Here is a 25905-nt window from a genome sequence, read left to right on the forward strand (position 1 = left end):
TTTTTTATGCTTACATTCAGGACATATTAGTTCTGAGTCAGTGATAATTTTAGTCATATTCGATCCCTAGTTTCTTTATGTTAGTATAGAACCTGTAGTTACTATAGGTTCTATACTAACATAAAGAAACTAGGGATCGAATATGACTAAAATTATCACTGACTCAGAACTAATATGTCCTGAATGTAAGCATAAAAAAGTACTTGAAATGCCAACAGATGCTTGCCTGTGGTTTTATGAATGTACTGCTTGCAAAACTCTGCTTAAACCCCTTAAAGGTGATTGTTGCGTCTTTTGCTCCTATGGTTCAGTTCCATGCCCACCAATACAAGAGAGTGGTTCATGTTCAGGATGTGGGGGTTAGAATGTCAGACAATAAGCTTATTGAGAAACCTTACCTAAAATGGATAACACTTTTCATCGCTAGTGGAACTTTACTCTGCTGTGCCTTGCCTATTTTGCTCGTTACATTAGGTTTTGGAGCTGTAGTTGCTAGTTTAAACTACAACATTCCAGGACTTATTTTTCTTGCCGAAAATAAAATTTGGACGCTTACTATAGCCGCTTTACTACTAATGGCTCTGGCGTGGGTTATCTGGCGACCTAATCAGCACTGCCCTTCTGAACCTGCCTTAGCAGCCCTTTGTAAAAAATCAAAACTATGGAATAAGAGAATTTTTTGGATAAGTTCAATGATCTGGTTTATTGGACTTTTTACTAGTTATCTATTATTACCAATTCGAAATATTCTTGACCTATAAATGAGGATTAAACAATGAAGATATTTCTATTATTACCGTTACTTGCAACTTTATTGATTACATTTTCAGTCAATGCAAAAACAATCGAAGTTGAAGTACATGGGATGACCTGCGCTTTATGCGTTGATACATTAAATCGTAAATTCAATAAAATGGATGGTGTATCAAAAGTAGATATAAGCATGAAAATGAAGAAAGTACGATTAGAAACTGATTCAACAGTACCATCTATAGAAATGATCAAACAAGCGATATTAGACGCTGGATTCACTCCAACAAAGGTAACGGTAGTTACTAATGAAAAAGATAAAAAATAGCGTTACAACAGTTGCCAGTATCATACTAATATCATTACTTTATGTGCAAAATGTGAAGAGTATGGGGTTAAGAACATTTGTAGCCTTACCCATTGATAAGCATGGATATGTTGTAAGATTTTCTTATGAACATCTTACAAGTGGTGATAGAGCTGATTTTATTACAAGTATTGCTTACGGCTTCAGTAGTTACCAAGCTTTACTCATTGGGATCCCCTACAAAGTAAAACCCGTAGATAGAGACGGTTTGGGTGATGTTTCAGCCTTATATCGCCACATAATAATACAAAATGACTTTTTTTCAGGGACTTCTAGATTAGCATTATTAGCGGGGGCAATTGTTCCTAGTGACAACGATAGAAATCCAGCTGTACAAACAGGATTGGTTTATACATTTTTTAAAGACAGATACGAGTTTGATATTGATATTCTTTATCAAGCTGGTGTTGATCATCGACTCGATAGTGGTCGATATGATATTTCTTGGCAGTACCGTTTATCACCGTCACTTTACCCTGATTGGGGAATAGAGCCTGAATTAAATGCTGTTACAGAACTTAATGGAAGATGGGAAGAGGGAAATGAAGTAACGCATCAGATCACGATTGGCCTTCAATTGGTGAATCCAACATGGGTTATTGAAGGTGGGTTAGTTAAAAACATAAGTAACAATAATGATCTTAGTGTCATGTTAAGTACACGATTTCATTTTTAATTGAAGATTTTATTTATCATATAAAAGTTATTATCCATTCAATTGCCAGAATCTAATAGGCCAGCCATAATCGTGGGTTGAACGTGGCATTCGGATGGGGCTTTATTTTTGGCTCCTGATTAGGATTTGTGGCGATTTAGCCAGTCTTAAGTAGCCATTTATTAACACTTTGTAACCGTTCATACGATTGCCGATATTCTGTGCTAGGTTGATATTAACCGTTGGGGAGCACATCGATGAAAAAAGTAATCTTGTGGAGTTTGTTATCGATTAGTTTATTAGGATGCTCAACCAAAGTGGGCTACTACTTTTTGGACTGGGCTATCGAATGGGAACTCGAAGAGTACGTTAGCTTAGATGATAAGCAGGACAAACAATTTGAAGTCGCATTAAATGCCTTTCTAGCTTGGCACCGAGCACAAGAGTTACCCCGTTATAAAGATCAATTAGCCCAACTAGCGGCTGAAATTGGCAATGAAAATTTCACTACGCAATCTTGGAATGGCCATGTACGTACAGCCAAATCTCACTGGGTTCGGGTATTTAACTTTATTGAACCATCGCTGACTCCCTTAATTAGCTCCTTCTCGGATGAACAAGTGGAGCAGGTCATTGCTCAACTTAGCGTTGAGGAAAAAGAGCTTAACAAAAAGTACCTTGGTAAGAGTCAGCAGCAATTAATTGAAATGGCTGATGAGCGCATTGAAAAACGAATTAAAAAGTGGATTGGTAAGCTGTTACCGTCTCAAAAAACGGCAATACATAACTACAATGTTGCCCGTGGTGATAGCTTAGATATGTGGCTTGAATACCGTCATGATTGGATCCGTTTATTTTCACAGGCATTAAAAAACAGGCAGAACAAAATTGCACTTTCTCATAGTTTAACCTTGCTAATGACTCAGCCAGAAGCGCTTAAATCAAAGACCTACCAAGCAATATTAGATGACAACACCACCCAGTTTGGTGAGCTTCTGATCCAGTTAAATCGTTTAGCATCGGCAAAACAAAAACAGCGCTTTACCAAAAAGTTGAATACACTCATTAAAGATCTTACTGAAATGAGTGAGGACTTTTAGACGCACATCTATACCGCTTGACAAGTTTAATCGTCCGCACTTGAAAGATTGTGATGCTTGTTAAGGTCTAATGGGATAATAGAATTAAAGAGGGATCGACATGCTACTCGGACAACTATATCAAAAATTCCTAAACATCATTCGATATGCTGAAGGTATTGCACCGTTAGCATTACGACTCTATCTTGCCCCTGTATTGATGCAGGCAGGCTACAATAAGCTTTCCCATTTTAGTGACTCCGCCGCTTGGTTCGGCAATCCTGATTGGGGGCTCGGTCTGCCATTTCCAGAGTTGATGGTGGTGTTAGCGGCTGGCACTGAGTTTGTTGGCGGTGGTCTACTTATCATTGGTTTAGCGACTCGCCTAATCGCCATCCCACTGTCGTTTACCATGTTAGTTGCCGCCTTTGCCGTTCATTGGGATAATGGCTGGTTAGCCATTGCCGATGCCAGTTCATGGTTAGCCAACGATAAAGTATTGGCCTCAACAGAGAAACTTGAACGCGCGAAAGAGCTGTTACAACAAAACGGTGACTATGAGTGGCTAACCAGTTCGGGTAATTTCGTTGTCCTCAATAACGGTATTGAATTTGCTATTACCTATCTCTTTATGTTGCTGGCACTGGTGTTTATGGGCGGCGGGCGCTATACCAGTCTTGATTATTACATCGCGAAGAAAAACGCTATTGCTTAACCATTGAATCATGGCGACGTTATTAAATCCCACCAAATAGGTGGGATTTTTTTTGGCGGCTTGATACTCTCAACTTAAGTCAGCATTAATTGCAGTTTATTAAGGACAATACGTTGGATGCATTAACACTTTTATTGACCAGACAATCCTCCCCACGCCTGATCGCACCAGGCCCGACAGATGAGCAGCTGAAGAATATTTTAGATGCTGCGGCTCGCGTACCCGACCATGCTGGTTTGACCCCCTGGGAGTTTATTATTGCCACAGGCGATGGGCTTAAGACCCTAGGAAATATTTTTGCCAAAACCGCTAGATTGAATGATGCCGAAGAAGGTTTTATCAGTAAAGCCAGCAATATACCATTGCGAGCACCTATGGTCATCACCGTGGTGGCAAAAGTGAAGCAACATCCCAAAGTCCCGGCTTTTGAACAACAGCTCGCTGCAGGTTGCGCCGCTATGGCAATGCAACAAGCGGTGTTTGCACAGGGACTTGGCGGTATATGGCGTACAGGGGCTTTCGCTTTTGATAGACATGTACATCAATTACTCGACCTTGAAGCAACAGATCAAATCGTTGGATTCCTCTATATAGGAACGTCTGCATTACAGGCCCCGACAAAGTCGTTGAAAGAGGGCATGGGCTTCGCTCGTTATCTATAGTGGTTAGCTAACACTGAACTTGAATAATAGTGAACATGTTAGACATATATTTTGCTTTGCTAACCGTGCTAAGTTATACCAGTTCCATTGAATAGTTGTTCATTCAGCGGGAATTAAAATTACTGTAGGCAAGTAAGTGGGTTGTCGCTAATAGTTATTCTATATCGAAAGCCACCTACGCAGCATAGAGTGATTTTAAACCCGCACAAGGTGAGCCTCTCAGCACTTTCACTGCTATGTTGCATTACCTCAAAAGGGAATAACCATTTCTTCAAAAATGCGCCTAACATTGAAAACGCTGAGAGAGCTCTGAATTGACCATATATTTAACGGAATTGGTATTAGCAATCAAATAGGAGGTTGAGTTGAACGCACAAGAAGTGAAAGACAACACGCTGGTGGGCGAACACGTTGTTCTAGAGCCTTTGACGTTGGCGCATGCTCCAGCATTGAGTATTGCGGTTTGCGATGGTGAACTTTGGCAACTGTGGTTTACCAAAGCCCCGCATCCCGACAATATGAATGACTATGTTAGCCAAGCCCTTTTAGATGAACAAAACGGTGAGGCATTGGCATTTGCCGTTCGAGACCGTCACTCTGGCCAAATCGTAGGCTGCACCCGCATTTGTCACTGGCAGCAACATCATCGCCGTCTAGAGATCGGTCATACCTGGTATGCAAAAAGTGTCCAACGTACTGCGGTTAATACCGAGTGTAAATTACTGTTGTTAAGTTATGCCTTTGAAACTTTGGCGGTCATCGCGGTGGAGTTTCGCACTCACATTCAAAATGAAGTGTCACGGCAGGCGATCTGTCGTTTGGGCGCCAACCAAGATGGCATTTTGCGCAATCATCAAATTTTAGATAATGGCACCATAAGAGACACTGTGGTTTACTCGATTATTGACTCTGAATGGGATGAGGTAAAGATGGGCTTACGTAACAAACTCAATGTTCATCGGCTGCACACACATATTAATTAATGGATGTTTGCTAACGAGTTCTACTTGTTTGTATTAGCTTATTTACCTGTTATTTGACGATACGCTTGATATTCAATGAAAGCTAAAGTAGAAATGGTTAAATCGAACGAATATAAAAGGGATTAATTTGATGTCTGGTACCACTTACGCAAGTACGCTAGTGATAGCCGTTGGTTTATTATCTTTTAATGCTACTGCGGGCGATGCTGAAGACGCATTGACTAAAGAGCTAACTGAATGTGCAGCATATTATCAGATAGCGTCGAGTGCGATAGCAGCAATGAATGCACCGCAGATGCAAGCGGTAGGTGACAGGTTAAAACGCTCTGGCGAACAAGCGGTAGCAATAGCTAATAAATATCAAAGCACAGAGGATGTTAATCAAGCGGTTATCGCAGCAACAGAGCAACATAAAGCCTCTATGCCTAACTCAAAGAGTTTAGGGCCCTTGATGGGGAAATATAAAGAAAAGTGCAAAGTGGTGATTAGTCAGCCCGATAAGCGGCTTGATTATTGGACCATGGCGACGATGTAAACTGAGAGAGCGAAAGCTCTCTTTTTGTAAGAGAAGCATGATATTACAGGTCTGATTAACTGGAGTCATATAATGAGCTATCTTTAACATCGGCTATAATTGCTGTATTTGATAGGTTAGATCGTGTTGGAGCATGAGAAATGAATATCTACTTTTTACTGGCTGGGATCATCGCCGCATTAACATGTGTAGGACATTTCACCTATGGCAGAAAGCATTTTTTGCTGCCCATGCTGCAGGCTGAATTCGATCCTATCGCTAAATCTGTTATGCATTGTGTCTTCCACTATATATCGGTTTTTCTACTACTTTCTACGCTTATTCTATTGGCCTGTGCTTTTGAAGTGCTGTCTCAAATGCACAGTTTTGGTATGCTGGTTTTTATTGCACTTAATTTTGGTATATTCGCGATATGGCAACTCTATATTGGTGTGACCGGTGAACTTGAACAGCCATTTAAACACCTATTCCAGTGGGTCTTTTTTATTGCCATAGCGGTATTTACTTTACTCGGCGCTTTGTCGAGATAGTTGAACTGCCGATTCTTATTAAGTCTGCTTAGTATCGTTCGTTATGCGGGATTTATAACTAACTTGATTGAATTTTTTGCATACTAAAAATTGTATTAATGGTTGTGTTTGCATATGTTTATCAGTAGATTACTTGCAGAGTAAAGTATGTTTCAAATGGATTGAAACAGCGCTATCAGGAAGAGAAATGCAAATAACGTTAAGTCGAATCTTACCCTCCCCACATCATAGCCAGTCCGTAGTCCCCAAAGATTGCAAGCCACTCTACCAGCCTATTATTTGCTAGGTTTCAGGGCTGTTTGTCTATACCCAGCGTCTCTGAAACCAGCATCTTCAAGTAGCAGGGGTATATGTCACGATGATTTACAAAATTCTCCCCAAGGGTTGGCTATATCGTTTTGACTTTAGTTGTATGATAGAGCGATTGTTCGGCTAGTTAGTTTGCTAAAAAAGAGCATTTATTATGATAGAAGTCCATGAATTAAAAAAAGAATACCCCATGGGTGATACATGTGTAAAAGCACTCGATGGAGTGAGTTTTAGTATCGCTAAAAATGAATTTGTTGCGATTATGGGGCCTTCTGGCTCAGGCAAGTCAACCTTGATGAATATTATAGGTTGTTTAGATAAACCAACATCAGGGGGCTACAGCCTGAACCAGCAAGAAGTCGCTCATTTAGATGACGATGCATTATCCGCCGTTAGGAATAAACAAATAGGGTTTGTTTTTCAAAGCTTCCATCTCTTACCGCGTTTATCGGCACTGCAGAATGTATTACTGCCGTTACGGTTTTCAGACAATCCCGATCAAGACAGCAGTTATGCCCATGAGTTGTTAGCGCGAGTAGGGTTAGGGACTCGACATGATCACCGCCCCAATCAGCTTTCTGGTGGTCAAAGACAGCGGGTAGCCATCGCACGTTCTCTAGTGAATCGACCCGCTATCTTACTTGCCGACGAGCCAACGGGTGCGCTTGATAGCAAAACCTCAGCTGAAATTATGGCGTTATTCACTGAATTACATCAGGCGGGGCAAACCATTATTTTGGTGACCCACGAAGAGGAGGTTGCCGCATATGCGCAGCGAATTATTCGTATGAGAGATGGCGATATCGTTGAGATAGAAGAGAGGGCGACTAATGCAGCCTAATGCAACTCTAGGATTAGCGAGCGTGTGTTTAATGTTGGCCTTGGTTCCAAGCTCATCTCAAGCGAATGCATCGCTGTTTAAAGCTACTGCTGAAGTTGCCAGTACTGGGCAACTTTCATCTATCCGACAAGCGTTATCTCCTTTGCTGTTAACCGGCAAAGTATCATCTATAGTCTCACAAGCGATAATGGTACCAAAAGCAGGTGATGCATGGCGTTACCAGATCAAATGGATGCTACCTGAAGGGAGTATTGCCAAGGCTGGCGAAGTCGTGGTTATTTTTGATAAAAGTGCGATTGCGAATCGAATTGAGCAGTTGGAAGCGAGCCTGTTACGAGTGACAGCCCAAGAACAAAGTCAGTCTATAGCGCTCGATGCGCAAATATTGCAGGCCGAATTCGATCTGAAACAAGCGCAGTTGGAGCTGGAAAAAGCACAACTAGATGCTGGGATCCCTGCCGATTATATTCCAGCAAAGGATTATGCGGAGAATCAATTTGATGAGCTCAAAGCGATATCCGAACTGTCTAAAAAATCACAGTCACTCGCAGAGATCATTGATAAGCGAACAACCTCTTTAGCACAGTTGCAGATAGATAAAACTCGGGCTGAAAAAGAGCTCGATAAATCCCTCAAAGGTCTTCAACAGTTAGAGATAAGCTCCAATATAGATGGTCCTATTTTATATGCACGGGATCCTTGGTCGGATAAAAAGTTTGCCGTTGGTGACTCGGTGCAAATTGGCCGCCAAGTCGCCACCATTCCCGCCATGAAACAGCTAGAAGTGATTGCCTGGGTTAATGAGGTTGACGCTGATAGATTAACCATTGGAGAGCCGGTAAACCTTCGATTAGATTCTCAATCAAGCATCTCACTCAATGGCTCAATTCAAGCGATTAGTCGTCAAGCAACCAAACAAACAGCTTGGGGCAATAGTCATTGGTTTAGGGTCGAGATCGCTTTTTCAGGTGATGACCGAGTGAAAATAATTCCGGGCATGAGTGTGTTAGTCGAACCTAAAGGGGATGCATCATGAAAACATCATTATTGCGTGTTGCTCTACTTAGCATTGTATTAGTTGGCTGTTCAGATATCGCAGTGACTCACGTTGAGTCGGGTGTATTGAGTCAACAAATTGAGGTGACGGGCGAACTTGTCTCTTCAAATACCGTCAATTTGAAACCGCCAGCGGTGAGACGAGTTTGGCAGTATCAAATTAAAATGTTAGCACCTGAAGGTAGTAATGTGAGCGAAGGCGATCGAGTCGCTCAACTTGATACTTCAGAACTTGGGCAACGACTCTCTGTAAAGACGGCAAATTTAGAGACCACTTTACAAGATCTGGAAACATCAAAGCTTCGCAATGCAAAGAAGTTACAAGAGTTAAAACTTGAGTTAGCAGAAGCGAAAATGAACCAAGAAAAAAGCCAACTTAAAGTTGAGATCTCTGACGAAACCATTTCAGAGATCGATAAAATGAAATATGAACGTGATGCAATTATTGCAACCGACAGAGTGACCTTGACCAACAAAAAAATAGAACTTGAGATCATGAGTGCAGAGCAGAGGGTAAAAATGCTCGAAGGTGATAAACAAAAATTTGAGCTTGAAGTTGCCGCACTAAAACAAGGTATTGCGTCTCTTACGCTGTTCGCACCACGCAGTGGCATGGTCGTTTACGGTTACGATCAAAAAGGGAATAAAGTCGCAGAAGGACAAAATGTTTTCAATGGTGACACTCTATTAACCATTCCAGATCTTCAACATATGCAAGTTAATATGACGATTCCAGAAGTTGAAGCGGGTAGGGTTAAGGTTGGGCAGAAGCTAAAAATCCGCCTAGATGCCAATCCTGAAAAAAGCTTCAATGGTGAAATTAAGGAGCTTGGGGCCGTATTTAGGGTAAAAAATCAAGATGTTCCATTGGTTATCTTTGATGCCGTGGCGAGCATATCTGAGGTAGATACCGAGTTGATGCGACCGGGAATGACTGCAAAAATCAGCATTGATATTGCCAATGATGTGCCTGAACTGTTGTTGTCATTGGACGCCGTGCATTATGAGCAAGGTAGTGCTTACGTCTATACGCCAGGCTTATTTAGCGACAGTAAACAGTTTGTATCATTAGGACTGTTGGGAAAAGAGCAGGTCGTTATTGCAGCTGGTTTAAATGAAGGCGATGAGGTACTGCTACCATGAATAATGTATTAGTAAATCGCAAAGGCTCTGGGTTTGGTATCGCGGCTAGCATGGTGAGTATGTTGTTTTTGGTTGGTGCCGTTGGTTGTAGTCAACAATCTACTGATGGTGTATTAACGCTTGAAATCGCAGTCGCCGATTTTAAGGTCGATATCCCAGCAATAGGGGAGTTAGAAGCCAGTAATTCGACCACGGTATCCGTGCCATCAGGGCTTAGAGGGCCACAATCTCTGGCGTGGATCATGGATAATTTTAGTAATGTAAAAGCGGGCGATGTCGTTGCAACCATGGACTCAAGCCGTGAAAGTTATCGCTTAGACATGGAAAAACTGGATTTTGACCGCTTAGGTTTGGATAGTCAGATCCAGACTCAGAGAGACAAAACCATAGATAAAACGCTATCAACTGACACTAAATTAACCGGGCAGGAGCTTGAGCTCGCCGATCGCTTCTTTAGTGAAGACGAGCGGGTGTACACCAAGATAGACATCATCGACCAGATGCGTAATCAAGACTATTTGGAAGCAAAAATGATGTTTTATGACTGGGGTATTGGTCAACATGGTTCGCAAGCGCAAGCTGAACAAGAGTTGATAAAGCTGAAGCAGAAGGGCCATAAGGCGAAAATGACTCGCTATTCAAATAACCTAAAACAGATGCAGATTATCGCCCCCCATGATGGTGTCTTTGTAGCGCAACCTGGTTGGAGCGGTGTACCGCCGGTGGTAGGCGATATGATGTGGTCAGGTATGACCATCGGCACTTTACCCGATACCTCAAAGATGCAAGCAAAACTGTATGTGCTTGAGTCTGAAGCGCTGGGTTTGGCTATAGGTAAACCAGTGACACTATATCTTGATGCTTACCCAGACATGCCGATAAAGGGCACCGTGTCTCAGTTAGATGCTTTGTCAAAAGCGAAAGAGAAAGACAGTCCAGTTAATTATTTCGAGATGAGCGTGAGCATTGATAAAACCTTGGTTGAAGTGATGCAACCAGGGAGACAAGTTAATGCCAATGTTCATGCGTTAGATCTTAAAAATGTTATTACCGTGCCAAACCAAGCGTTATTCCAGAAATCAGGGGAGTATTGGGTCTACTTAAAAACCTCTGCTGGTTTTATTAAGCAACAGGTACAGCCAGGTAACCGCAGTTTGAATCGTACGGTCATTACAGACGGTCTCACTCAAGGCGATATTATCGCGCTAACAACACCGCCGAAAAGGAATCGAGTATGACGGGCAATAGACCATCGGCCAATATCCGTGTCGACCACAGAGCTGCTGTAGCAACCCATTATAAGGCGAATATGGCTATTTACTGGGACGGAATTAAACAGGCCTTTGATGAGATGCGTCATCATAAGTTACGTACCTTGTTAACCTTATTAGGGATGATTTTTGGTGTCGGTGCTGTCATCGCCATGCTCAGTGTCGGTGAAGGGGCTGAGCGTGAAGCGTTGAAAATGATTGAATCAATGGGGGTGAATAACTTAGTGGTAAACGCTAGAGTCGCCGAGGGTGAAGCACTAAAGTCGATACGTGAACATAGTATTGGCTTAAGCCTAAGGGATATCGAAAGTGCTACCGATACCTTGCCTTTTGTCGAAAACTGGAGCGCTGAAAAGAACGTTAAAGTATTTAGCTTGTTCAGTTTGAAAGGAAGAAGCGATGCTAGAGTCATGGGCGTGACCCCAAGTTATTTTGATTTAAGCGCACTAGACTTAGGAGAAGGTCGCACTCTTAATGGGGCTGATGAATCACATTTTCAACAAGTGACTGTGCTTGGACCTGAAGCAGCTAGAAGTCTGTTTCCACAGGGTAATGCAGTAGGCAGCTTAGTTAAAGTTAACCATCAGTGGTTTACTGTGGTGGGGGTTTTATCTGAGAAAGAGGGCACTACATCAACGATTCAAGGGGTTAAACTAGGCGGCGAGCGTAATCAAGTCTTTATCCCTCTAAGTACAGCATTGAAGAAAATGCAATTTAAACATTTAGAAGACGAGCTGGACTCATTTAAACTTGCACTTGTTGACGGTATAGACCCGACGCTGGCGTCAAAAAGTTTACAACATTTGCTTAATCGTCGTCATGGTGGCGAAAAGGATTTTGATGTGGTGGTGCCAGCGGATCTTTTAGAGCAACACCAAAAAACCCAACAAATATTCAATATCGTTATGGCTTGCGTGGCAGGGATATCATTACTGGTGGGCGGCATTGGTATTATGAATATTATGTTAGCCACCATTTTGGAAAGAACAGGAGAGATAGGCCTATTAAGAGCCTTGGGCGCCAAGCGTAAAGATATTGCGCGTCAGTTTTTGATTGAGAGTATCGTGATATCCGCAACTGGGGGCATTATCGGCATCGGTGTTGGATTGCTATTGGCTTTGGTTATCTCCTCCGCTGCAGGCTGGCCTGTGGCTTGGTCTCCGTTTGCTATTGTGCTCGCCTTAGGGGTATGCATGACCATTGGCGTTGGCTTCGGTCTTTATCCAGCGAAAAAAGCAGCCAAACTGGATCCTATTGTGGCTTTGCAAAGGGACTAGGTATATTGGTTTGTTAAACCGTTGTAGTAAGCACTAAGAGGAGGGGCTATGGAATTGACCCCTTCGTTTTTATATACAGGGCCATTCTTATGCTTTATCACTGACCTTACCTATTAACAGGGCTTTTAGCGGGTGATATTAAAAGAGTCAATTGTACTGATACAAATGGAGTTGTGACTTGAATCAAAGGGACTTTACCATGGGCTATTTTAGTAACCGAATTTTGATATTTTTAGCATTTATGCTTTTCAGCGGTTATGGACATGCCAACACCCTCGTTGAGGGAATATGGCAAGGCGTGATCGTTGACAATGGAGTTGAACAGCGACTCGTTTTTACTATTAAGCGCAATAAGCACTACCAACAAATCGCATATTTAGATGCACCTGATGATGGCTGGATGCGGATCCCAGCATCAATCAGCTACGACGTAAACAATATTCATATCGACTTGCCCTCAATCAATGCGTCACTGAAAGGTAAGCTGGTTTATGGTGGGAAATTCATTGAAGCAGAGTTTGCTTGGCAGGGTGATCTAATCCCTATTAGGTTGAAACCTGTTGTGGAAGCGCCGCGAGCTGCTGCATCTATTTATAACTCAAAATTACCAAATACCGTGCTAGCTGAAGATTTTAACAACATAGTCGTTAGCCACCCTGCTAAATTTAAAGCGGTTATGAATAAGGCCAAGCAACTTCCCCAACTTAACTCCATTCTTATCTATAGCGGCGGTGAGTTGGTGGTTGAAGAGTATTTTAATCAGTTAGATCAAAATACAACGGCCAATATAAAGTCGGTTAATAAGAGCTTATTATCAATCTTAGTTGGTATAGCGATAGATAAGAAATTTATCGCTAATATCGACGAAAAAATTGCGCAATACTTACCAACTCATAAAGAGTTTCGGGAAGATAAACTGAAAAATCAGATCACCATTCGTGATCTCCTCAATATGAGGGCGGGGCTAGAGTTTAACGAGATGGCTGATTATCGCTTTGGATCCCATCCTATTTGGGACTCTATTGACTGGGTACGCGCTATATCTGAATTGCAGATGAGAGGTAAACCCGGAGAGCAATATAATTATGGAACAGTACAAACTCATCTATTGTCCGCCGTGTTGACGAAAGCGACTAGTATGGACACATTAACGTTTGCCAATTTATACCTCTTTCACCCCTTAAATATTAGGGGTGTTGTTTGGTATAAGTCGCAAAAAGGGATCTACATGGGCGGATCCGATATGTTTTTAACGCCTAGGGAGATGATGCAGATAGGGCTACTTTATCTAAACAAAGGGAAATATCGGCAGCAGCAAATAGTCAGTCAACAATGGATAGAACGCTCCATAATTGGCGACTTTCCGGAAGATAAGATCTCCGAGAATGAGCACTACGGATATTTATGGCAAGGCTTTGAAGTTGCTGGTTATGGTGCCTACAGAGCTGCAGGTTATGGAGGGCAATATATCGTTAATATACCCGAACTAGATACTTCAATCGTAACGACGGCAAACCCTAATTACTTGTCAGAGGGGGCGCGAAATTCAGATGAGGTGATGCAGCTGGTTTCTTCTTTAGTAAATCAAATTGCAAATGATAACAGCGTTAAACAGTTATAGGCATTAATCTATTGTGATGGCAGTTTTCCATTGAGCTTAAGTGGGTTTAATTCTCTCTAAAAGTGACGATTAGATCTTCAGGAAGGCGTAATTTTTGCATTGAGGTCATTATTAGTGCCGTTGATAGTTAAACGCCAAATTGAGGTAACTTTGTTAGAGATATATAAATAGGCTTCACTCTGCTCATTAGTTAAATACACTAGTGTTGACTCTTTTGCCAATCATTCGTTCTAAATTGCACCCTTTAATGTTCGCTGCCATGACAGGTAACGCTGCACCTCAAATTGACGGCTGTTTTTGCTAGTCAGAGCAGCTATTCATCTTTGAAGTCCACCGCCTAATTTTGTTATAAACTTACATAAATAGTCGTTCGAGTTAACCAGATATGAATCATTTAGCTTGTATCGACTTTGCTAAACGCATTTTTGTATGTAAGTTACAAGATCCGCGGCGAAGTGTGATGTCAAACGTGGAATATTAGTTAACAAACAACTACTATTAGTCATCCAATTATTTAACGGTTGATGTTTGTGATGACAGGTTATTCAAACCCAGTTATAGCAGTGAAAAAAGGCCTTAATGTGCCTATTGCAGGAGAACCGAAGCAAGTTGTTAGTACTAGCAAATCTTGCTCCCATGTAGCCCTTCTTGGAGAGGAATATGTCGGCTTAAAACCGACTATGTTGGTAGAAGTGGGTGAACTAGTGCAAAAAGGTCAGGTTCTTTTTGAAGATAAGAAGAATATTGGCGTTAAGTACACAGCTCCTGCTAGCGGTAAAGTCATCGCTATCAACCGTGGTGACCGCAGGCTTTTTCAATCTATTGTCATTGAATGTAACCAAGGTGGCGCGATTAATTTTGGTATTAATGACGACATCGCTGGGCTCGAGCGTAGCCAAGTGCAAGCAAAATTAGTGAGTAGTGGTCTATGGACAGCACTGCGTACACGACCTTTTTCCCGAGTCCCTCATTTAGATACAGCGCCTTCTGGTATTTTCGTTAGCGCAATGGACAGTAATCCATTGGCAGCAGACCCGCGTATTGTTATTGCTGAACAAGCAGAATCATTCGCAGCCGGTATAGCGGTGCTGGGGCGACTTACCGATGGCAAAGTCCATTTGTGTCAGGCGCCCGGCGATGAGCTGCCTGGCAGCGATTTAACCTATGTTAGTAATCATTGCTTTACTGGGGTACACCCTGCTGGACTAGTGGGTACACATATTCACTTTATCTTACCTGCTAGCATCGAGCGACCAGTGTGGCACTTGGGTTATCAAGACGTCATCGCTTACGGCAAGTTATTCTTAACCGGTGAAATTTATACCGACCGCGTCGTGTCTCTGGCTGGACCTGATGTAATAGAACCTAGATTAATTCGCGTTCAAACGGGTACTTGTTTATCTCAAGTGGTTGCTGATGAGTTAACTGAGGGACACTCTCGCGTGGTATCTGGTTCTGTTTTATCGGGTCACACTGCATATGGAGCCCACGATTACCTTGGCCGTTTCCATAATCAAATTAGTGTCCTGCAGGAAGACTCACAACATCAGCTTATGCCTTGGGTCAGAGGCGGCTCAGAGAAGTTTTCAATTACCCGAGCAGTAACCTCTCGGTTGAAAGGCGCTAAAAAGCTATTCAACTTGACCACTCACACCGGTGGTTCAGCTCGCGCCATGATGGCGTTTGGTCAACTCGATAGAGTGATGCCACTGGATGTATTGCCGACGCTGTTGGTTCGCGATCTGGTGGTCAGAGATACAGATGAAGCACAAGCATTAGGCGCGCTCGAACTCGATGAAGAAGATCTAGCGCTTTGCACTTTTGTTTGTCCTGGTAAGTACGATTTTGGTAAAGAATTACGTGCTTGCTTAGAAATTATTGAGAGGGAAGGTTGATGAGTCAGCAAGATAAAAAGCCTGATATCCAAGAGGATTATTATGCACCGGGCAGCTCAGTAAAGGGCTACTTACACTCTTTACTCGTGGCACATGGTCGCAGTACTAAGGGTAAAGTCCATGTACGCGATGCCATTGACGTAAAGAGAACCATGACGATTGTGGGCTTGTGTTTACTGCCAGCAATATTATTCGGTATGTATAACATTGGTTTGCAGGCACAAATTGCTGTGGCATCGGGGCTGGCGACTTCTGACATTTGGCAACTGGTCCCATTTAATGTTGTTTTTGGCGGGATGACTGAGCAAACAGGCCTTATTGGCTTATTCGCATACGGTTTAAGCCTTTATGCGCCTATCTATTTGACCGCACTGGTGGTGAGCCTGTTTTGGGAAATGGTGTTTGCTAGAGTACGTGGCCAAGAGTTACACGAAGGCTTCTTTGTTACTGCACTGCTATTTACATTGATTTTACCCGTCGCAACGCCGCTTTGGTTAGTCGCAATGGGGATTACCTTTGGCGTGATAATGGCTAAAGAGGTGTTTGGTGGCATGGGATATAACTTCCTTAATCCTGCGCTTGCTGGCCTCGCTTTTATCTACTTTGCTTATCCGTCGCAAGTTACCGCAGTGACTCAATTAGTCGCGGTAGATGGTTTCTCTGGCGCAACCACGCTAATGCAAACCGCAGCAGGCAAATTGAGTTTTGCCGATTACGCATGGTATGAAGCATTTACCGACCCTAATTGGTGGAATGCCTTCTTTGGCTTTACCGTTGGCGCGATTGGTGAAACCAGCACGCTTGCATTACTCATTGGTGGCGGCTTTTTAATCCTCACCCGCCTTGCAGATTGGCGCATCGTGGCGGGCGTATTAGCCGGCATGATCGTAACGGCAACCCTGTTCAATATTATCGGTTCTGCTAAGAATGAACTATTTGCTATGCCGTGGACGTGGCATTTAGTGACCGGTGGTTTTGCGATTGCGATGATGTTTATGGCAACCGATCCGGTGACAACATCTTATACCCGCAAAGGTAAGGTGGCCTATGGTCTGCTAATTGGTTTTCTGACTGTGCTTATCCGTGTGGTTAACCCGAAAATGCCTGAAGGCATCATGTTGGCAATTTTATTCGCCAACTTATGGGCGCCTATCTTCGATTATCTTGTGGCTAAAGCCAATATCAAACGGAGACTTAAACGCAATGGCCTTTAAATCGGATCAGAAAGCTGAACTACCCGCAGTGGTAATGCCTGCGATGTTGTTAGCAAAACTTTGGGAAACGATATTTGAGTACTTACTTTATCGTATGCCAACACGTGCAAAGCAGGTCAATACGAGGAATAAAGCGTAATGGCGTTTAAGAAAGATTCATTTGTGGGCACCATGATTTTTACGGTGACCCTATGCCTCTTGTGCTCATTTATGATCACTGGCACAGCAGAGTTACTGAAAGAGCGAAAGCTGGTAAAAAAACGCGATGAGTTAAAGCGTAATGTATTAATTGCGGCTGATGTCGATATCGCAGATAAAGACTTTAGAGCCATCTTTGATAAAAACGTTAAACCGACGTTGGTGACGCTTGATACTGGTGAGGAAGATACTGAAGCTAACGTGCTTGATTTTGATGAGCGTATGGCATCAATCAATCCTGAGACATCGCGTAAGCCAAAGAAAGATACCGCCAAGATTAAAAGCCGTGCCGATCAAGCCCGCGTTTTCAAGGTGTTTGACGACAATGGCAAGTTAGCCAGTGTTGTGGTTCCTATCTACGGTAAAGGCTTGTGGTCGATGATATACGGCTATATCGCGGTGCAACCTGATTTCAATACCATCGAAAATGTGGTGTTTTATGAGCACGGCGAAACCCCGGGTATTGGCGATTTTCTTAACGATCCAGATTGGACCGGCAAATGGCATGGTAAACAGATTTACAATGCTAAGGGCAAGGTCTCTTTTAAGGTTGTTAAAGGGGGCGCTAAAGCCGATGACGTTAATGGCGTTGATGCGGTGAGTGGCGCAACAATGACCGGCCGCGGCGTACAGCGTTCAGTGCAATTTTGGTTTGGCGCTGAAGGATTCGAAATGTTCTTTAATAAGCTAAAAGCGTCGGAGGGGTAATTGATGAGTACTCAAACTGCATCGACTCGTGACATTTTAACCAGTCCCATTTTTAATAATAACCCAGTCGCTATGCAAGTGCTTGGCGTCTGTTCAGCACTGGCTGTCAGTAACTCAATGCAAACCGCATTGGTGATGACACTGGCCGTGACGTTTGTACTGGTGTTTTCAAACCTGATTATCTCCAGCATACGTTCACTTATTCCCAATAGCGTGCGTATTATTGCGCAGATGACCATTATTGCGTCATTGGTGATTATCGTTGACATGGTATTGCAAGATATCGCCTATGAACTTTCACGTCAGCTGTCGGTATTTGTGGGACTGATTATTACCAACTGCATCATTATGGGACGCGCTGAAGCGTTTGCCATGAAGAACCCACCGCATTTAGCGGTAGTGGATGCCGTCGGTAATGCAATGGGCTATGGCGTTATTTTGTTAGGCGTCGCGTTTGTACGTGAACTGCTCGGTAGTGGTACCTTGTTTGGACATGAAATTCTAAAGACCGTTGAAAACGGTGGCTGGTATCTCGCTAATGAAATGTTCAAGTTACCGCCAAGTGCGTTTTTCTTAATTGGCTTAATGATCTGGTCAATAAACGTCATTCAGCGTAAGCGAGGGTAGTAAGCGATATGGAACATTATATAAACCTGTTTATTCAGGCTGCGTTTATCGACAACATGGCGCTCTCGTTCTTCATGGGCATGTGTACATTTTTAGCGGTATCTAAAAAAGTATCAACATCTTTTGGACTCGGTGTGGCTGTTATCGTTGTGATGATGTTAGCAGTGCCGCTTAACCAGTTAATCTATGCCAACATCCTCGCGCCTGGTGCTCTTGCATGGGCAGGATATCCGGCATTGGATTTAAGCTATTTACAGTTAATCACCTTTATTGGTGTTATCGCTGCACTGGTGCAAATCTTAGAGATGTTCTTGGATAAGTACATTCCTGCACTTTATGACTCACTAGGTATTTTCTTACCTTTACTTACTGTGAACTGTGCGATCTTTGCTGGGGTTATTTTCATGGCTAACCGAGATTACACTCTGGGTGAGTCAGTGGTATTTGCAGCCGGTTCTGGATTTGGTTGGGCGATGGCGATTGTCATGCTGGCCGGATTACGAGAGCGGATGAAGTTCCACGCGATACCAGAAGGCCTACAGGGTATCGGTATTGTATTTATTACCACAGGCTTGATGGCGCTAGGCTTCATGGCTTTCTCTGGTATTTCTATTTAAGTCCGTTAGCGATAAAACGACTTAATGAAAACGAATTAAACAAAAGGTAGATTCGATGGAAATGGCAATTGGTATCGGTATGTTCACCGTCGTGGTAAGCATATTGGTTATGGTGATTTTGTTCGCCAAAAGTAAACTGGTATCTACGGGTGATGTCAACATCCGTATTAATGATGACGCAGAAAAAAGCATTTCAACTGCAGCAGGTGATAAGTTACTCAGCGCACTTGCGAGTAAGAATATTTTTATTCCATCAGCTTGTGGTGGCGGCGGAACATGCGGTCAATGCCGCGTGACCGTTAAATCGGGTGGTGGTGATATTTTGCCCACCGAGCGCGATCATATTAGCAAGAAAGAAGCGAAGGAAGGTTGCCGTTTAGCTTGCCAAGTCTCTGTTAAAACCGATATGGAACTCGAGGTTGAAGAGGAGATCTTCGGTGTTAAAAAGTGGCAGTGTGAGGTTATTTCTAATAACAACACGGCGACGTTCATCAAAGAGTTACTGCTTAAATTGCCTGAAGGTGAGGATGTACTCTTCAAAGCGGGTGGCTACATTCAAATTGAAGCGCCAGCACATAAAGTTAACTATGCTGATTTTGATATTCCAGCTGAATACCGTGATGATTGGGTTAAGTACGACCTATTTAAGCTAGTGTCAAAAGTCGATGAAGAAGTACTGCGTGCATACTCTATGGCTAACTATCCAGACGAGAAAGGCACTATCATGTTGAACGTGCGTATTGCCACGCCACCGAATGACAAAGTGGCACCGGGTAAGATGTCTTCGTACATCTTTAACCTCAAAGCGGGTGATATGGTGACTATTTCAGGTCCATTTGGTGAGTTCTTTGTCAAAGAGACTGACGCAGAGATGATTTTTGTCGGTGGTGGTGCGGGAATGGCACCGATGCGTTCGCACATCTTCGACCAGCTCAAGAGTAAAAAGACTCAGCGTAAGATGAGTTTTTGGTATGGTGCTCGCTCAACACGGGAAGTGTTCTATCAAGAGGATTTTGATGCGCTTGCAGCTGAAAATGAAAACTTCGTTTGGCATGTGGCGTTATCTGATCCACTGCCGGAAGATAATTGGACGGGTTACACAGGTTTTATTCATAACGTGCTGTTTGAAAATTACCTGCGCGATCATAAGGCGCCAGAAGATTGTGAGTTCTACATGTGTGGCCCTCCGATTATGAACTCATCGGTGATCAACCTGCTTGAAAGCTTGGGCGTAGAACCTGAAAACATCCTACTTGATGATTTCGGTGATTAAGGCCTAGATCCTCAGAATTAGTCCACTATTTTGAACTAGAAAACGCAGCTTTTGAGCTGCGTTTTTGTTTTTTGTTTTTTGTATTAGGGGCAGTTTTATGTGTGGCCCTACATCAACTAATGAACTCATCGGTGATCAACCTGCTTGAAAGCTTGGGCGTAGAACCTGAAAACATCCTACTTGATGATTTCGGTGATTAAGCAAAGTAAAACATCTTGAACTAGAAAAACGCAGCTTTTTAGCTGCGTTTTTTATTGGCTGAAAACTGTATATTAACGTTATATAAGATCGAAATCTAAAGTGAAAAATCATATCTATACAGCGATTGTTTAATAACATTTTTACTGTTTTAATAACAGCTTAACTACTTTTATTCTGGACTCTACAGGAAACTAGCAATGGACGCTCTACGCCCTGATTTTATCTATCCCCCCGGCTCTATGTTAATGCACTCCCCACTTATTTTAAGCAAAGCTGATATGTACGGCTTTTTCTTAAAAGGCAAGATGGCCAACCTGCAAAAATCTATCGATACCAGCCTTAACCAAGTGGCCGGTAGTGCGATGTATTTCAAAGTGCTATCGCCATACGTATTGACTAGTTTTACTCGCGTCGATAAAGCGTATTCAGCTTACCCAAAAGATAGAGAAAAAGGTTGGATCCAAGAAACGGATATTGTGACTTGGGTGATGGTCGGCCGGCAAAATAGCAGTGATAGCGAAGATATTAGCCATGTGTATTTTCATCCGCTACATATTTTTGTCAATGATGCGATGGCACTGATAAATGGCCGTGAGCTGTTTGGTTATCCTAAGTATATGTGTGAATACGAGATGCCAGAGGTGGGTGCCCCGCTGACCAAACTGAGTTTATCGGCGAAGAGTTTTAAGACTTTTTCCCCTGACAGTGAATTAGCATTTCATCCTTTGTTGAGTGTGGATTGTGAGGCCAGCGATGAGCAGCAATTATCACCTCTTGAAGCGATTGCTAAAACATGGGACTTGTTTAAAGCCCAAACTGATTTTATTCCAGATCTTGATAAGCTTGGTGAGAGCCAGCTGTTTAGCTTGTTGTTTAAACCTGCCATAGACCAAGTTTTCCTTAAGCAGTTACCTGATAGCGCGGGTAATAAGGCGGTTTATCAGGCGATAACAGCGGCCCCCGCAAAGGTCAATAAGGTACATTCAATCTCATTATTGGAAAATGACCTGCTCGCGACCATTTTCGATAATGCCTCCTTTTCTTTTAAAGAGTCATTAGGCGTCGAACTTGGCGAGCAACATGTACTGTTGCCGTATCACGTAAATTTTGATTTTGAGGTTCCTCAAGGCGAGGTTCTGGTGGATAACTCTTTTATCAAAAAAGAGAAAATAGCCATTTTAGGGGGTGGCGTTGCGGCAATGACTGCTGCCGTTTGCTTAACCGAGCAACCCGGTTGGCAAAACCGTTATGAGATCGATGTGTATCAGATGGGTTGGCGTATTGGCGGTAAAGGTGCCAGTGGGCGTAATGCTGATAAAGGCCAACGTATTGAAGAGCATGGTTTGCATATTTGGTTTGGCTTTTATCAAAATGCCTTTAGCTTAATGCGTAAAGCTTATGAAGAGCTCGATAGACCGGCAGGTGCGCCACTCGCTACATTCTTAGATGCCTTTAAACCGCATAACTTTATCGTATTACAAGAAGATGTCGGCGGTGACTCTGACAGTTGGCCGATTCAATTTCCTGAGCGTAGTGGCTTGCCGGGTGACGGTACGGAAGTGCTCACACTGTGGAAGGTAGTCAAGGCAGCATTTAGCTGGATCCGCCATTGGTTAACTGAAATGGACGACCTGCTTGATGAGATGGATGAGCAAGCCAAAGAATCTGCAAGGCCGATACACTGGTTTAGTCGTGAATGGTTCGAACAGCTAAACGATAAGATTGAAGACTCTATTGATGACGCGAAAGAGAGCATGTCATCACTTGCCGATAAGTTGGAATGTCATTTTAATCAAATGATAGGCCGCGATTGTGAAGAACACCATCATGATACCGAAGATGAAGGTGGTTTTGTTGAATCTGCGGTGGATGCCTTTAGAGCACGTTTAGAGGAGCGTTTCGTCGATAGGTTGGAGACTAATGATGAACTACGCAGGTTGTATATTGCCGCTGATCTGGGCTTAACGATCCTGAAAGGTATGTTCGTTGATGACGTATTTAAGCATGGCTTTGATGTTATCAACGATTATGACTATCGTGAATGGCTCACTAAGCACGGTGCTAACCAGACGTTTACTGTCGATTCTGCGCCGGTGCGAGGCTTTTACGATCTGGTGTTTGCTTACGAGAAAGGTAACTTTGACAAGCCCAACTTAGAAGCGGGCACGATTATTCGCTCTATGATGCGTATTGCACTCTGTTACCAAGGTGGGGTGATGTGGGAGATGCAGGCAGGCATGGGCGATACCGTCTTTACCCCTTATTATGAAGTGCTTAAGCGCAGAGGGGTTAATTTCCACTTTTTTAACAAGGTCGAAAACCTTGAGTGCCAAGATGGCAGTATTGAAGCGATAGAGATAACCGAGCAGGTGGCGTTAAAAGAGGGGCTACAATCGTACTCACCACTGGTGGATGTTAAAGGGTTAGACTGCTGGCCAAGTCAGCCAAAGTTTGACGAACTCGATCCGGTGCAAGCGCAGTTAATGCAAGATCATGATATTAATCTGGAGCACTTCTGGAGCAACTGGGAGCAGGTGTACCAGGCGTATTACGATAAACCTTTGCCGAAGAAACGTCTGCTTAAAGGTAAAGATTTCGACAAAGTGATATTTGGCCTTTCAATCGGCTCTGTACCGCATGTTGCCAGTGAAGTCATGGCACAAAGTGAAGCATTAACCCTTAGTGTTGAAAAAGTTAAAACCGTGGCGACACAAGCTTATCAGCTGTGGATGGATCAAGACTTAGCCGGGATCGGTTGGCCCTTAACACCAGATAATGGTGAAGAGCCGGTGCTTTCTGGCTTTACTGAACCTTTTGATACCTGGGCATCATTAACTCATCTTATCGATAAAGAAGACTGGCCAGCTGTACAGCCTAAAAATGCCAGTTATTTTTGCTCGGCTCTCGCTGTCGAAAGTTATCCTCCAGCGAGTGATATTGATTTCCAGCAGCACAAAACGGCGCAGGCAAAAGAGGGGGCCATAGGCCAGCTTAATAGTGAGATCTACAAACTGTGGGGTAACGTGCCAGCGCCGACGGCAGAGGAGAATGGTGAAGTGCAAGCTCAATTCCCATGGCAGTGGTTACATGATGACACTGAAGCTACAGGCGTAGCAAGATTCGACAGTCAATACTGGCGAGCCAATGTTGACCCATCTGAGCGCTATGTGATGTCTGTTAAAGGCAGTACCCAGTATCGTATCGCAACGGATGGAACCGGGATCGATAACCTCTTCGTCACTGGTGATTGGATCAAAACCGGCATTAATGCCAGCTGCGTGGAAGCGGCCACAATGGCTGGAATGCAAACCTCCAAAGCCATTAGCGGTTATCCAGAAGTGATAAAAGGTGAGCAAGACTTTTAAACTTTTTTGTATGAAACTACCTTTCGTTAACAATGAAAAAGGCGCTTTACTGCATGTTAAAGCGCCTTTTTTAACTATCTAATCGTTAATAACCGACGGTTTCGCTGCCTACTCTGCGAGGATCTGATGCACCGAAAATACCCTGCTCGGTAACCATAATAGATTGCGTCGACCCCATCGAATTATTGATCTTAATTTTATGCCCTTTAGCTTCTAACAGCTCTTGAGTATCGCGGTTTAAGGTGTGCTCTACTCGTAGCACATCGGGCAACCACTGGTGGTGAATACGGGCCGCATTGGTGGCTTCAGCAATATTAAAATCGTGGTCGATGACGTTCATTATCACCTGTAAGGTGGTGGTAATGATGCGTGAACCGCCAGGACTGCCGGTGACGATGTAAGGTTTACCGTCTTTCATGACGATAGTCGGACTCATTGAACTTAAAGGACGCTTTCTGCCTTCAACCGCATTGGCTTCACCGCCAATCAAGCCAAAACCGTTAGGCACTCCTGGCTTTGCGGAAAAGTCATCCATCTCGTTGTTGAGTAAAATCCCGGTTCCTTTAGCGACCAGACCCGATCCATAACTGAAATTGAGCGTGTAGGTGTTGGACACCGCATTACCCCATTTATCGACCACAGAATAATGGGTGGTTTGATTACTTTCATAAGGCGCGATGTTACCTGGCTTAATCTCGCTGCTTGGTGTTGCCTTATTGATAGCGATTTTTTTGGCTAATGACTTTGCGTAATCTTTGTCAATTAATGCATCGACAGGCACATCGTTGAAATCGGGGTCGCCCAAATACTCACTGCGATCGGCATAGGCTCTTTTCATTGACTCGGTCATTAAGTGCAAGGTAGCTGCGGTATTGTGTCCTAGCTTATCGATGGGGTATTGCTCGAGTATGTTGAGCATTTCAATAATATGCACGCCACCAGAAGATGGCGGCGGCATAGAGACGACCTGGTAGCCTCGATAACTGCCAGATACCGGTTTTCTCTCAATAGCTTGGTAGTTTTTAAGATCCTCAAGGGTCATTATTCCACCGGCTGCCTTAACGGCAGTCACTATCTTTTCAGCCGTTTCACCTTGATAAAATCCCTTGCTGCCTTGCTTTGCGATAAGCGATAGCGAGTGAGCAAGCTCTGGCTGCTTAAGTGTTTCACCGATTTGATAGTCAGAGTTATCTTGCTTGTAAAAGACTTCAGCAGAGCTCGGCCATTGTGCGATACGTCTTTTTAAGCCTGTTAATGATGACGATAGATCTGGCGTGACCACAATGCCATCTTTAGCCATTGCAATGGCCGCTTTGGTGACTTGTGCCATCGTCATGGTGCCGTACTTTTCTAACGCAAGCTCCATTCCCATGACGGTACCTGGCACACCGATTGCTAGTCCATGTTCACGACTGAGTTTGTTGACGGCATTGCCTTTCTCATCAAGGAAAATGTCTTTGTGAGCGCTTGCTGGCGCCATTTCACGGTAATCAATGGCAATCGTTTTGTTTTGCTCAGCAAGATGCACCAACATAAAACCGCCACCACCGATATTACCCGCTCGAGGTAGAGTCACTGCGAGACTGAAACCTACGGCTACGGCTGCATCTACTGCATTACCTCCTTGTTTAAGAATTTCAACTCCTGCTCTTGTTGCCAATGCTTCTTGGCTCGAGACCATACCGTGCTCAGCCCATACCGGGTGAGCTGTTGCCATGTGGCTGTATATGGATGTTTCAGCAGCATTAACCGATAGCGGGGCGCTGGCGGTTAATGTTAGAGTTGTGAGGGGAATTGCCATGGTGATGGCAAATGCTAAGCTCTTAAACATGCGCATTTTCAATCCTTTGTATTTTTTGTAATGTCTATTGCGGTTGGATCTCATGCTCTGCTCGAGGTGAAGCAGCTCTTGAGTTCAACTGTTAATTCGAGTTTAGCAATGTGACGCTTATCGCTATTAAATGCAATAGTGATCAGGCAATGGCGCGCAATTATGCGCTAACTGACTTATTG

The 25905-nt window shown here is 43.4% G+C and carries 25 protein-coding genes; 24 read left to right on the plus strand and 1 reads right to left on the minus strand.

What is annotated here, in order from left to right; all coding sequences use genetic code 11:
* Positions 1–142: 142 nt before the first annotated feature.
* The 24 genes from L2755_RS00005 (at position 143) to L2755_RS00120 (ending at position 23892) form a co-directional block, all read left to right on the plus strand.
* Entirely contained in the window at positions 143–364 is a 222-nt protein-coding gene (locus L2755_RS00005) for a GDCCVxC domain-containing (seleno)protein (RefSeq protein WP_248978699.1), read from the plus strand.
* A gap of 1 nt (position 365) precedes the next feature.
* On the plus strand, positions 366–761 hold the full coding sequence (locus L2755_RS00010) for a hypothetical protein (RefSeq protein ID WP_248978700.1): 396 nt from the start codon (positions 366–368) through the stop codon (positions 759–761).
* A 14-nt stretch (positions 762–775) separates the two neighbouring features.
* Positions 776–1078 carry a heavy-metal-associated domain-containing protein gene (locus L2755_RS00015; protein WP_248978701.1) on the plus strand — a complete coding sequence of 101 codons (303 nt, stop codon included), beginning with the start codon at positions 776–778 and terminating at the stop codon, positions 1076–1078.
* Positions 1059–1793 carry a hypothetical protein gene (locus L2755_RS00020; RefSeq protein WP_248978702.1) on the plus strand — a complete coding sequence of 245 codons (735 nt, stop codon included), beginning with the start codon at positions 1059–1061 and terminating at the stop codon, positions 1791–1793. The genes L2755_RS00015 and L2755_RS00020 overlap by 20 nt, the downstream gene beginning before the upstream one ends.
* 236 nt (positions 1794–2029) lie before the next feature.
* Positions 2030–2872, plus strand: coding sequence for a DUF6279 family lipoprotein (locus L2755_RS00025; RefSeq protein ID WP_248978703.1), 843 nt, complete (start codon positions 2030–2032; stop codon positions 2870–2872).
* Positions 2873–2972: 100 nt separating this feature from the next.
* Positions 2973–3566 carry an HvfX family Cu-binding RiPP maturation protein gene (locus tag L2755_RS00030; protein WP_248978704.1) on the plus strand — a complete coding sequence of 198 codons (594 nt, stop codon included), beginning with the start codon at positions 2973–2975 and terminating at the stop codon, positions 3564–3566.
* A 113-nt stretch (positions 3567–3679) separates the two neighbouring features.
* Positions 3680–4228 (plus strand): NAD(P)H nitroreductase, encoded by a 549-nt coding sequence (locus tag L2755_RS00035; protein WP_248978705.1) that lies wholly within the window; start codon positions 3680–3682, stop codon positions 4226–4228.
* Between the two features lie 365 nt (positions 4229–4593).
* Entirely contained in the window at positions 4594–5211 is a 618-nt protein-coding gene (locus tag L2755_RS00040; RefSeq protein ID WP_248978706.1) for a GNAT family N-acetyltransferase, read from the plus strand.
* A 130-nt stretch (positions 5212–5341) separates the two neighbouring features.
* Complete coding sequence (locus tag L2755_RS00045; RefSeq protein WP_248978707.1) at positions 5342–5746, plus strand: hypothetical protein; 405 nt, start codon at positions 5342–5344, stop codon at positions 5744–5746.
* A 140-nt stretch (positions 5747–5886) separates the two neighbouring features.
* The gene (locus L2755_RS00050; RefSeq protein WP_248978708.1) at positions 5887–6276 is read left to right on the plus strand and encodes a hypothetical protein; all 390 of its coding nucleotides are present in this window, start codon (positions 5887–5889) and stop codon (positions 6274–6276) included.
* A 463-nt stretch (positions 6277–6739) separates the two neighbouring features.
* Positions 6740–7426, plus strand: coding sequence for an ABC transporter ATP-binding protein (locus L2755_RS00055; protein ID WP_248978709.1), 687 nt, complete (start codon positions 6740–6742; stop codon positions 7424–7426).
* Positions 7416–8462, plus strand: coding sequence for an HlyD family secretion protein (locus tag L2755_RS00060; protein ID WP_248978710.1), 1047 nt, complete (start codon positions 7416–7418; stop codon positions 8460–8462). The genes L2755_RS00055 and L2755_RS00060 overlap by 11 nt, the downstream gene beginning before the upstream one ends.
* Positions 8459–9625, plus strand: coding sequence for an efflux RND transporter periplasmic adaptor subunit (locus L2755_RS00065; RefSeq protein ID WP_248978711.1), 1167 nt, complete (start codon positions 8459–8461; stop codon positions 9623–9625). The genes L2755_RS00060 and L2755_RS00065 overlap by 4 nt, the downstream gene beginning before the upstream one ends.
* A 50-nt stretch (positions 9626–9675) precedes the next feature.
* On the plus strand, positions 9676–10863 hold the full coding sequence (locus L2755_RS00070) for an efflux RND transporter periplasmic adaptor subunit (protein ID WP_248978970.1): 1188 nt from the start codon (positions 9676–9678) through the stop codon (positions 10861–10863).
* Positions 10864–10934: 71 nt separating this feature from the next.
* The gene (locus L2755_RS00075) at positions 10935–12173 is read left to right on the plus strand and encodes an ABC transporter permease (RefSeq protein ID WP_248978971.1); all 1239 of its coding nucleotides are present in this window, start codon (positions 10935–10937) and stop codon (positions 12171–12173) included.
* Positions 12174–12372: 199 nt separating this feature from the next.
* Positions 12373–13794 (plus strand): serine hydrolase domain-containing protein, encoded by a 1422-nt coding sequence (locus L2755_RS00080; protein WP_248978712.1) that lies wholly within the window; start codon positions 12373–12375, stop codon positions 13792–13794.
* A gap of 533 nt (positions 13795–14327) precedes the next feature.
* Positions 14328–15689 (plus strand): Na(+)-translocating NADH-quinone reductase subunit A, encoded by a 1362-nt coding sequence (locus L2755_RS00085; protein WP_248978713.1) that lies wholly within the window; start codon positions 14328–14330, stop codon positions 15687–15689.
* Positions 15689–16903 carry an NADH:ubiquinone reductase (Na(+)-transporting) subunit B gene (locus tag L2755_RS00090; RefSeq protein WP_248978714.1) on the plus strand — a complete coding sequence of 405 codons (1215 nt, stop codon included), beginning with the start codon at positions 15689–15691 and terminating at the stop codon, positions 16901–16903. Before L2755_RS00085 ends, L2755_RS00090 begins: the two co-directional genes overlap by 1 nt.
* On the plus strand, positions 16893–17042 hold the full coding sequence (locus L2755_RS00095) for a hypothetical protein (RefSeq protein WP_248978715.1): 150 nt from the start codon (positions 16893–16895) through the stop codon (positions 17040–17042). The genes L2755_RS00090 and L2755_RS00095 overlap by 11 nt, the downstream gene beginning before the upstream one ends.
* A complete protein-coding gene (locus L2755_RS00100) occupies positions 17042–17809 on the plus strand; it encodes a Na(+)-translocating NADH-quinone reductase subunit C (protein ID WP_248978716.1) in 768 nt (255 codons plus the stop codon). The genes L2755_RS00095 and L2755_RS00100 overlap by 1 nt, the downstream gene beginning before the upstream one ends.
* Before the next feature lie 3 nt (positions 17810–17812).
* Positions 17813–18436 carry an NADH:ubiquinone reductase (Na(+)-transporting) subunit D gene (locus L2755_RS00105; RefSeq protein ID WP_248978717.1) on the plus strand — a complete coding sequence of 208 codons (624 nt, stop codon included), beginning with the start codon at positions 17813–17815 and terminating at the stop codon, positions 18434–18436.
* 8 nt (positions 18437–18444) lie between these two features.
* Complete coding sequence (gene nqrE / locus L2755_RS00110) at positions 18445–19053, plus strand: NADH:ubiquinone reductase (Na(+)-transporting) subunit E (protein WP_248978718.1); 609 nt, start codon at positions 18445–18447, stop codon at positions 19051–19053.
* A 55-nt stretch (positions 19054–19108) separates the two neighbouring features.
* A complete protein-coding gene (gene nqrF, locus L2755_RS00115; RefSeq protein WP_248978719.1) occupies positions 19109–20326 on the plus strand; it encodes an NADH:ubiquinone reductase (Na(+)-transporting) subunit F in 1218 nt (405 codons plus the stop codon).
* 398 nt (positions 20327–20724) lie between these two features.
* Positions 20725–23892, plus strand: coding sequence for an NAD(P)-binding protein (locus L2755_RS00120; protein WP_248978720.1), 3168 nt, complete (start codon positions 20725–20727; stop codon positions 23890–23892).
* 85 nt (positions 23893–23977) lie between these two features.
* Here the strand turns inward: L2755_RS00120 and ggt are convergent, their stop codons facing one another.
* Positions 23978–25729, minus strand: coding sequence for a gamma-glutamyltransferase (gene ggt, locus L2755_RS00125; protein ID WP_248978721.1), 1752 nt, complete (start codon positions 25727–25729; stop codon positions 23978–23980).
* Between the last annotated feature and the right edge of the window lie 176 nt (positions 25730–25905).

The organism is Shewanella abyssi (assembly GCF_023284025.1).
GTDB classification, from domain to species: Bacteria; Pseudomonadota; Gammaproteobacteria; order Enterobacterales; family Shewanellaceae; genus Shewanella; species Shewanella abyssi.

What these genes read in the sequence shown, in the direction of transcription:
- L2755_RS00005 (WP_248978699.1), top strand. Translation starts at nt 143, where the DNA reads ATGACTAAAATTATCACTGACTCAGAACTAATATGTCCTGAATGTAAG.
- L2755_RS00010 (WP_248978700.1), top strand. Translation starts at nt 366, where the DNA reads ATGTCAGACAATAAGCTTATTGAGAAACCTTACCTAAAATGGATAACA.
- L2755_RS00015 (WP_248978701.1), top strand. Translation starts at nt 776, where the DNA reads ATGAAGATATTTCTATTATTACCGTTACTTGCAACTTTATTGATTACA.
- L2755_RS00020 (WP_248978702.1), top strand. Translation starts at nt 1,059, where the DNA reads ATGAAAAAGATAAAAAATAGCGTTACAACAGTTGCCAGTATCATACTA.
- L2755_RS00025 (WP_248978703.1), top strand. Translation starts at nt 2,030, where the DNA reads ATGAAAAAAGTAATCTTGTGGAGTTTGTTATCGATTAGTTTATTAGGA.
- L2755_RS00030 (WP_248978704.1), top strand. Translation starts at nt 2,973, where the DNA reads ATGCTACTCGGACAACTATATCAAAAATTCCTAAACATCATTCGATAT.
- L2755_RS00045 (WP_248978707.1), top strand. Translation starts at nt 5,342, where the DNA reads ATGTCTGGTACCACTTACGCAAGTACGCTAGTGATAGCCGTTGGTTTA.
- L2755_RS00050 (WP_248978708.1), top strand. Translation starts at nt 5,887, where the DNA reads ATGAATATCTACTTTTTACTGGCTGGGATCATCGCCGCATTAACATGT.
- L2755_RS00055 (WP_248978709.1), top strand. Translation starts at nt 6,740, where the DNA reads ATGATAGAAGTCCATGAATTAAAAAAAGAATACCCCATGGGTGATACA.
- L2755_RS00060 (WP_248978710.1), top strand. Translation starts at nt 7,416, where the DNA reads ATGCAGCCTAATGCAACTCTAGGATTAGCGAGCGTGTGTTTAATGTTG.
- L2755_RS00065 (WP_248978711.1), top strand. Translation starts at nt 8,459, where the DNA reads ATGAAAACATCATTATTGCGTGTTGCTCTACTTAGCATTGTATTAGTT.
- L2755_RS00070 (WP_248978970.1), top strand. Translation starts at nt 9,676, where the DNA reads ATGGTGAGTATGTTGTTTTTGGTTGGTGCCGTTGGTTGTAGTCAACAA.
- L2755_RS00075 (WP_248978971.1), top strand. Translation starts at nt 10,935, where the DNA reads ATGGCTATTTACTGGGACGGAATTAAACAGGCCTTTGATGAGATGCGT.
- L2755_RS00080 (WP_248978712.1), top strand. Translation starts at nt 12,373, where the DNA reads ATGGGCTATTTTAGTAACCGAATTTTGATATTTTTAGCATTTATGCTT.
- L2755_RS00085 (WP_248978713.1), top strand. Translation starts at nt 14,328, where the DNA reads ATGACAGGTTATTCAAACCCAGTTATAGCAGTGAAAAAAGGCCTTAAT.
- L2755_RS00090 (WP_248978714.1), top strand. Translation starts at nt 15,689, where the DNA reads ATGAGTCAGCAAGATAAAAAGCCTGATATCCAAGAGGATTATTATGCA.
- L2755_RS00095 (WP_248978715.1), top strand. Translation starts at nt 16,893, where the DNA reads ATGGCCTTTAAATCGGATCAGAAAGCTGAACTACCCGCAGTGGTAATG.
- L2755_RS00100 (WP_248978716.1), top strand. Translation starts at nt 17,042, where the DNA reads ATGGCGTTTAAGAAAGATTCATTTGTGGGCACCATGATTTTTACGGTG.
- L2755_RS00105 (WP_248978717.1), top strand. Translation starts at nt 17,813, where the DNA reads ATGAGTACTCAAACTGCATCGACTCGTGACATTTTAACCAGTCCCATT.
- nqrE (WP_248978718.1), top strand. Translation starts at nt 18,445, where the DNA reads ATGGAACATTATATAAACCTGTTTATTCAGGCTGCGTTTATCGACAAC.
- nqrF (WP_248978719.1), top strand. Translation starts at nt 19,109, where the DNA reads ATGGAAATGGCAATTGGTATCGGTATGTTCACCGTCGTGGTAAGCATA.
- L2755_RS00120 (WP_248978720.1), top strand. Translation starts at nt 20,725, where the DNA reads ATGGACGCTCTACGCCCTGATTTTATCTATCCCCCCGGCTCTATGTTA.
- ggt (WP_248978721.1), bottom strand. Translation starts at nt 25,729, where the DNA reads ATGCGCATGTTTAAGAGCTTAGCATTTGCCATCACCATGGCAATTCCC.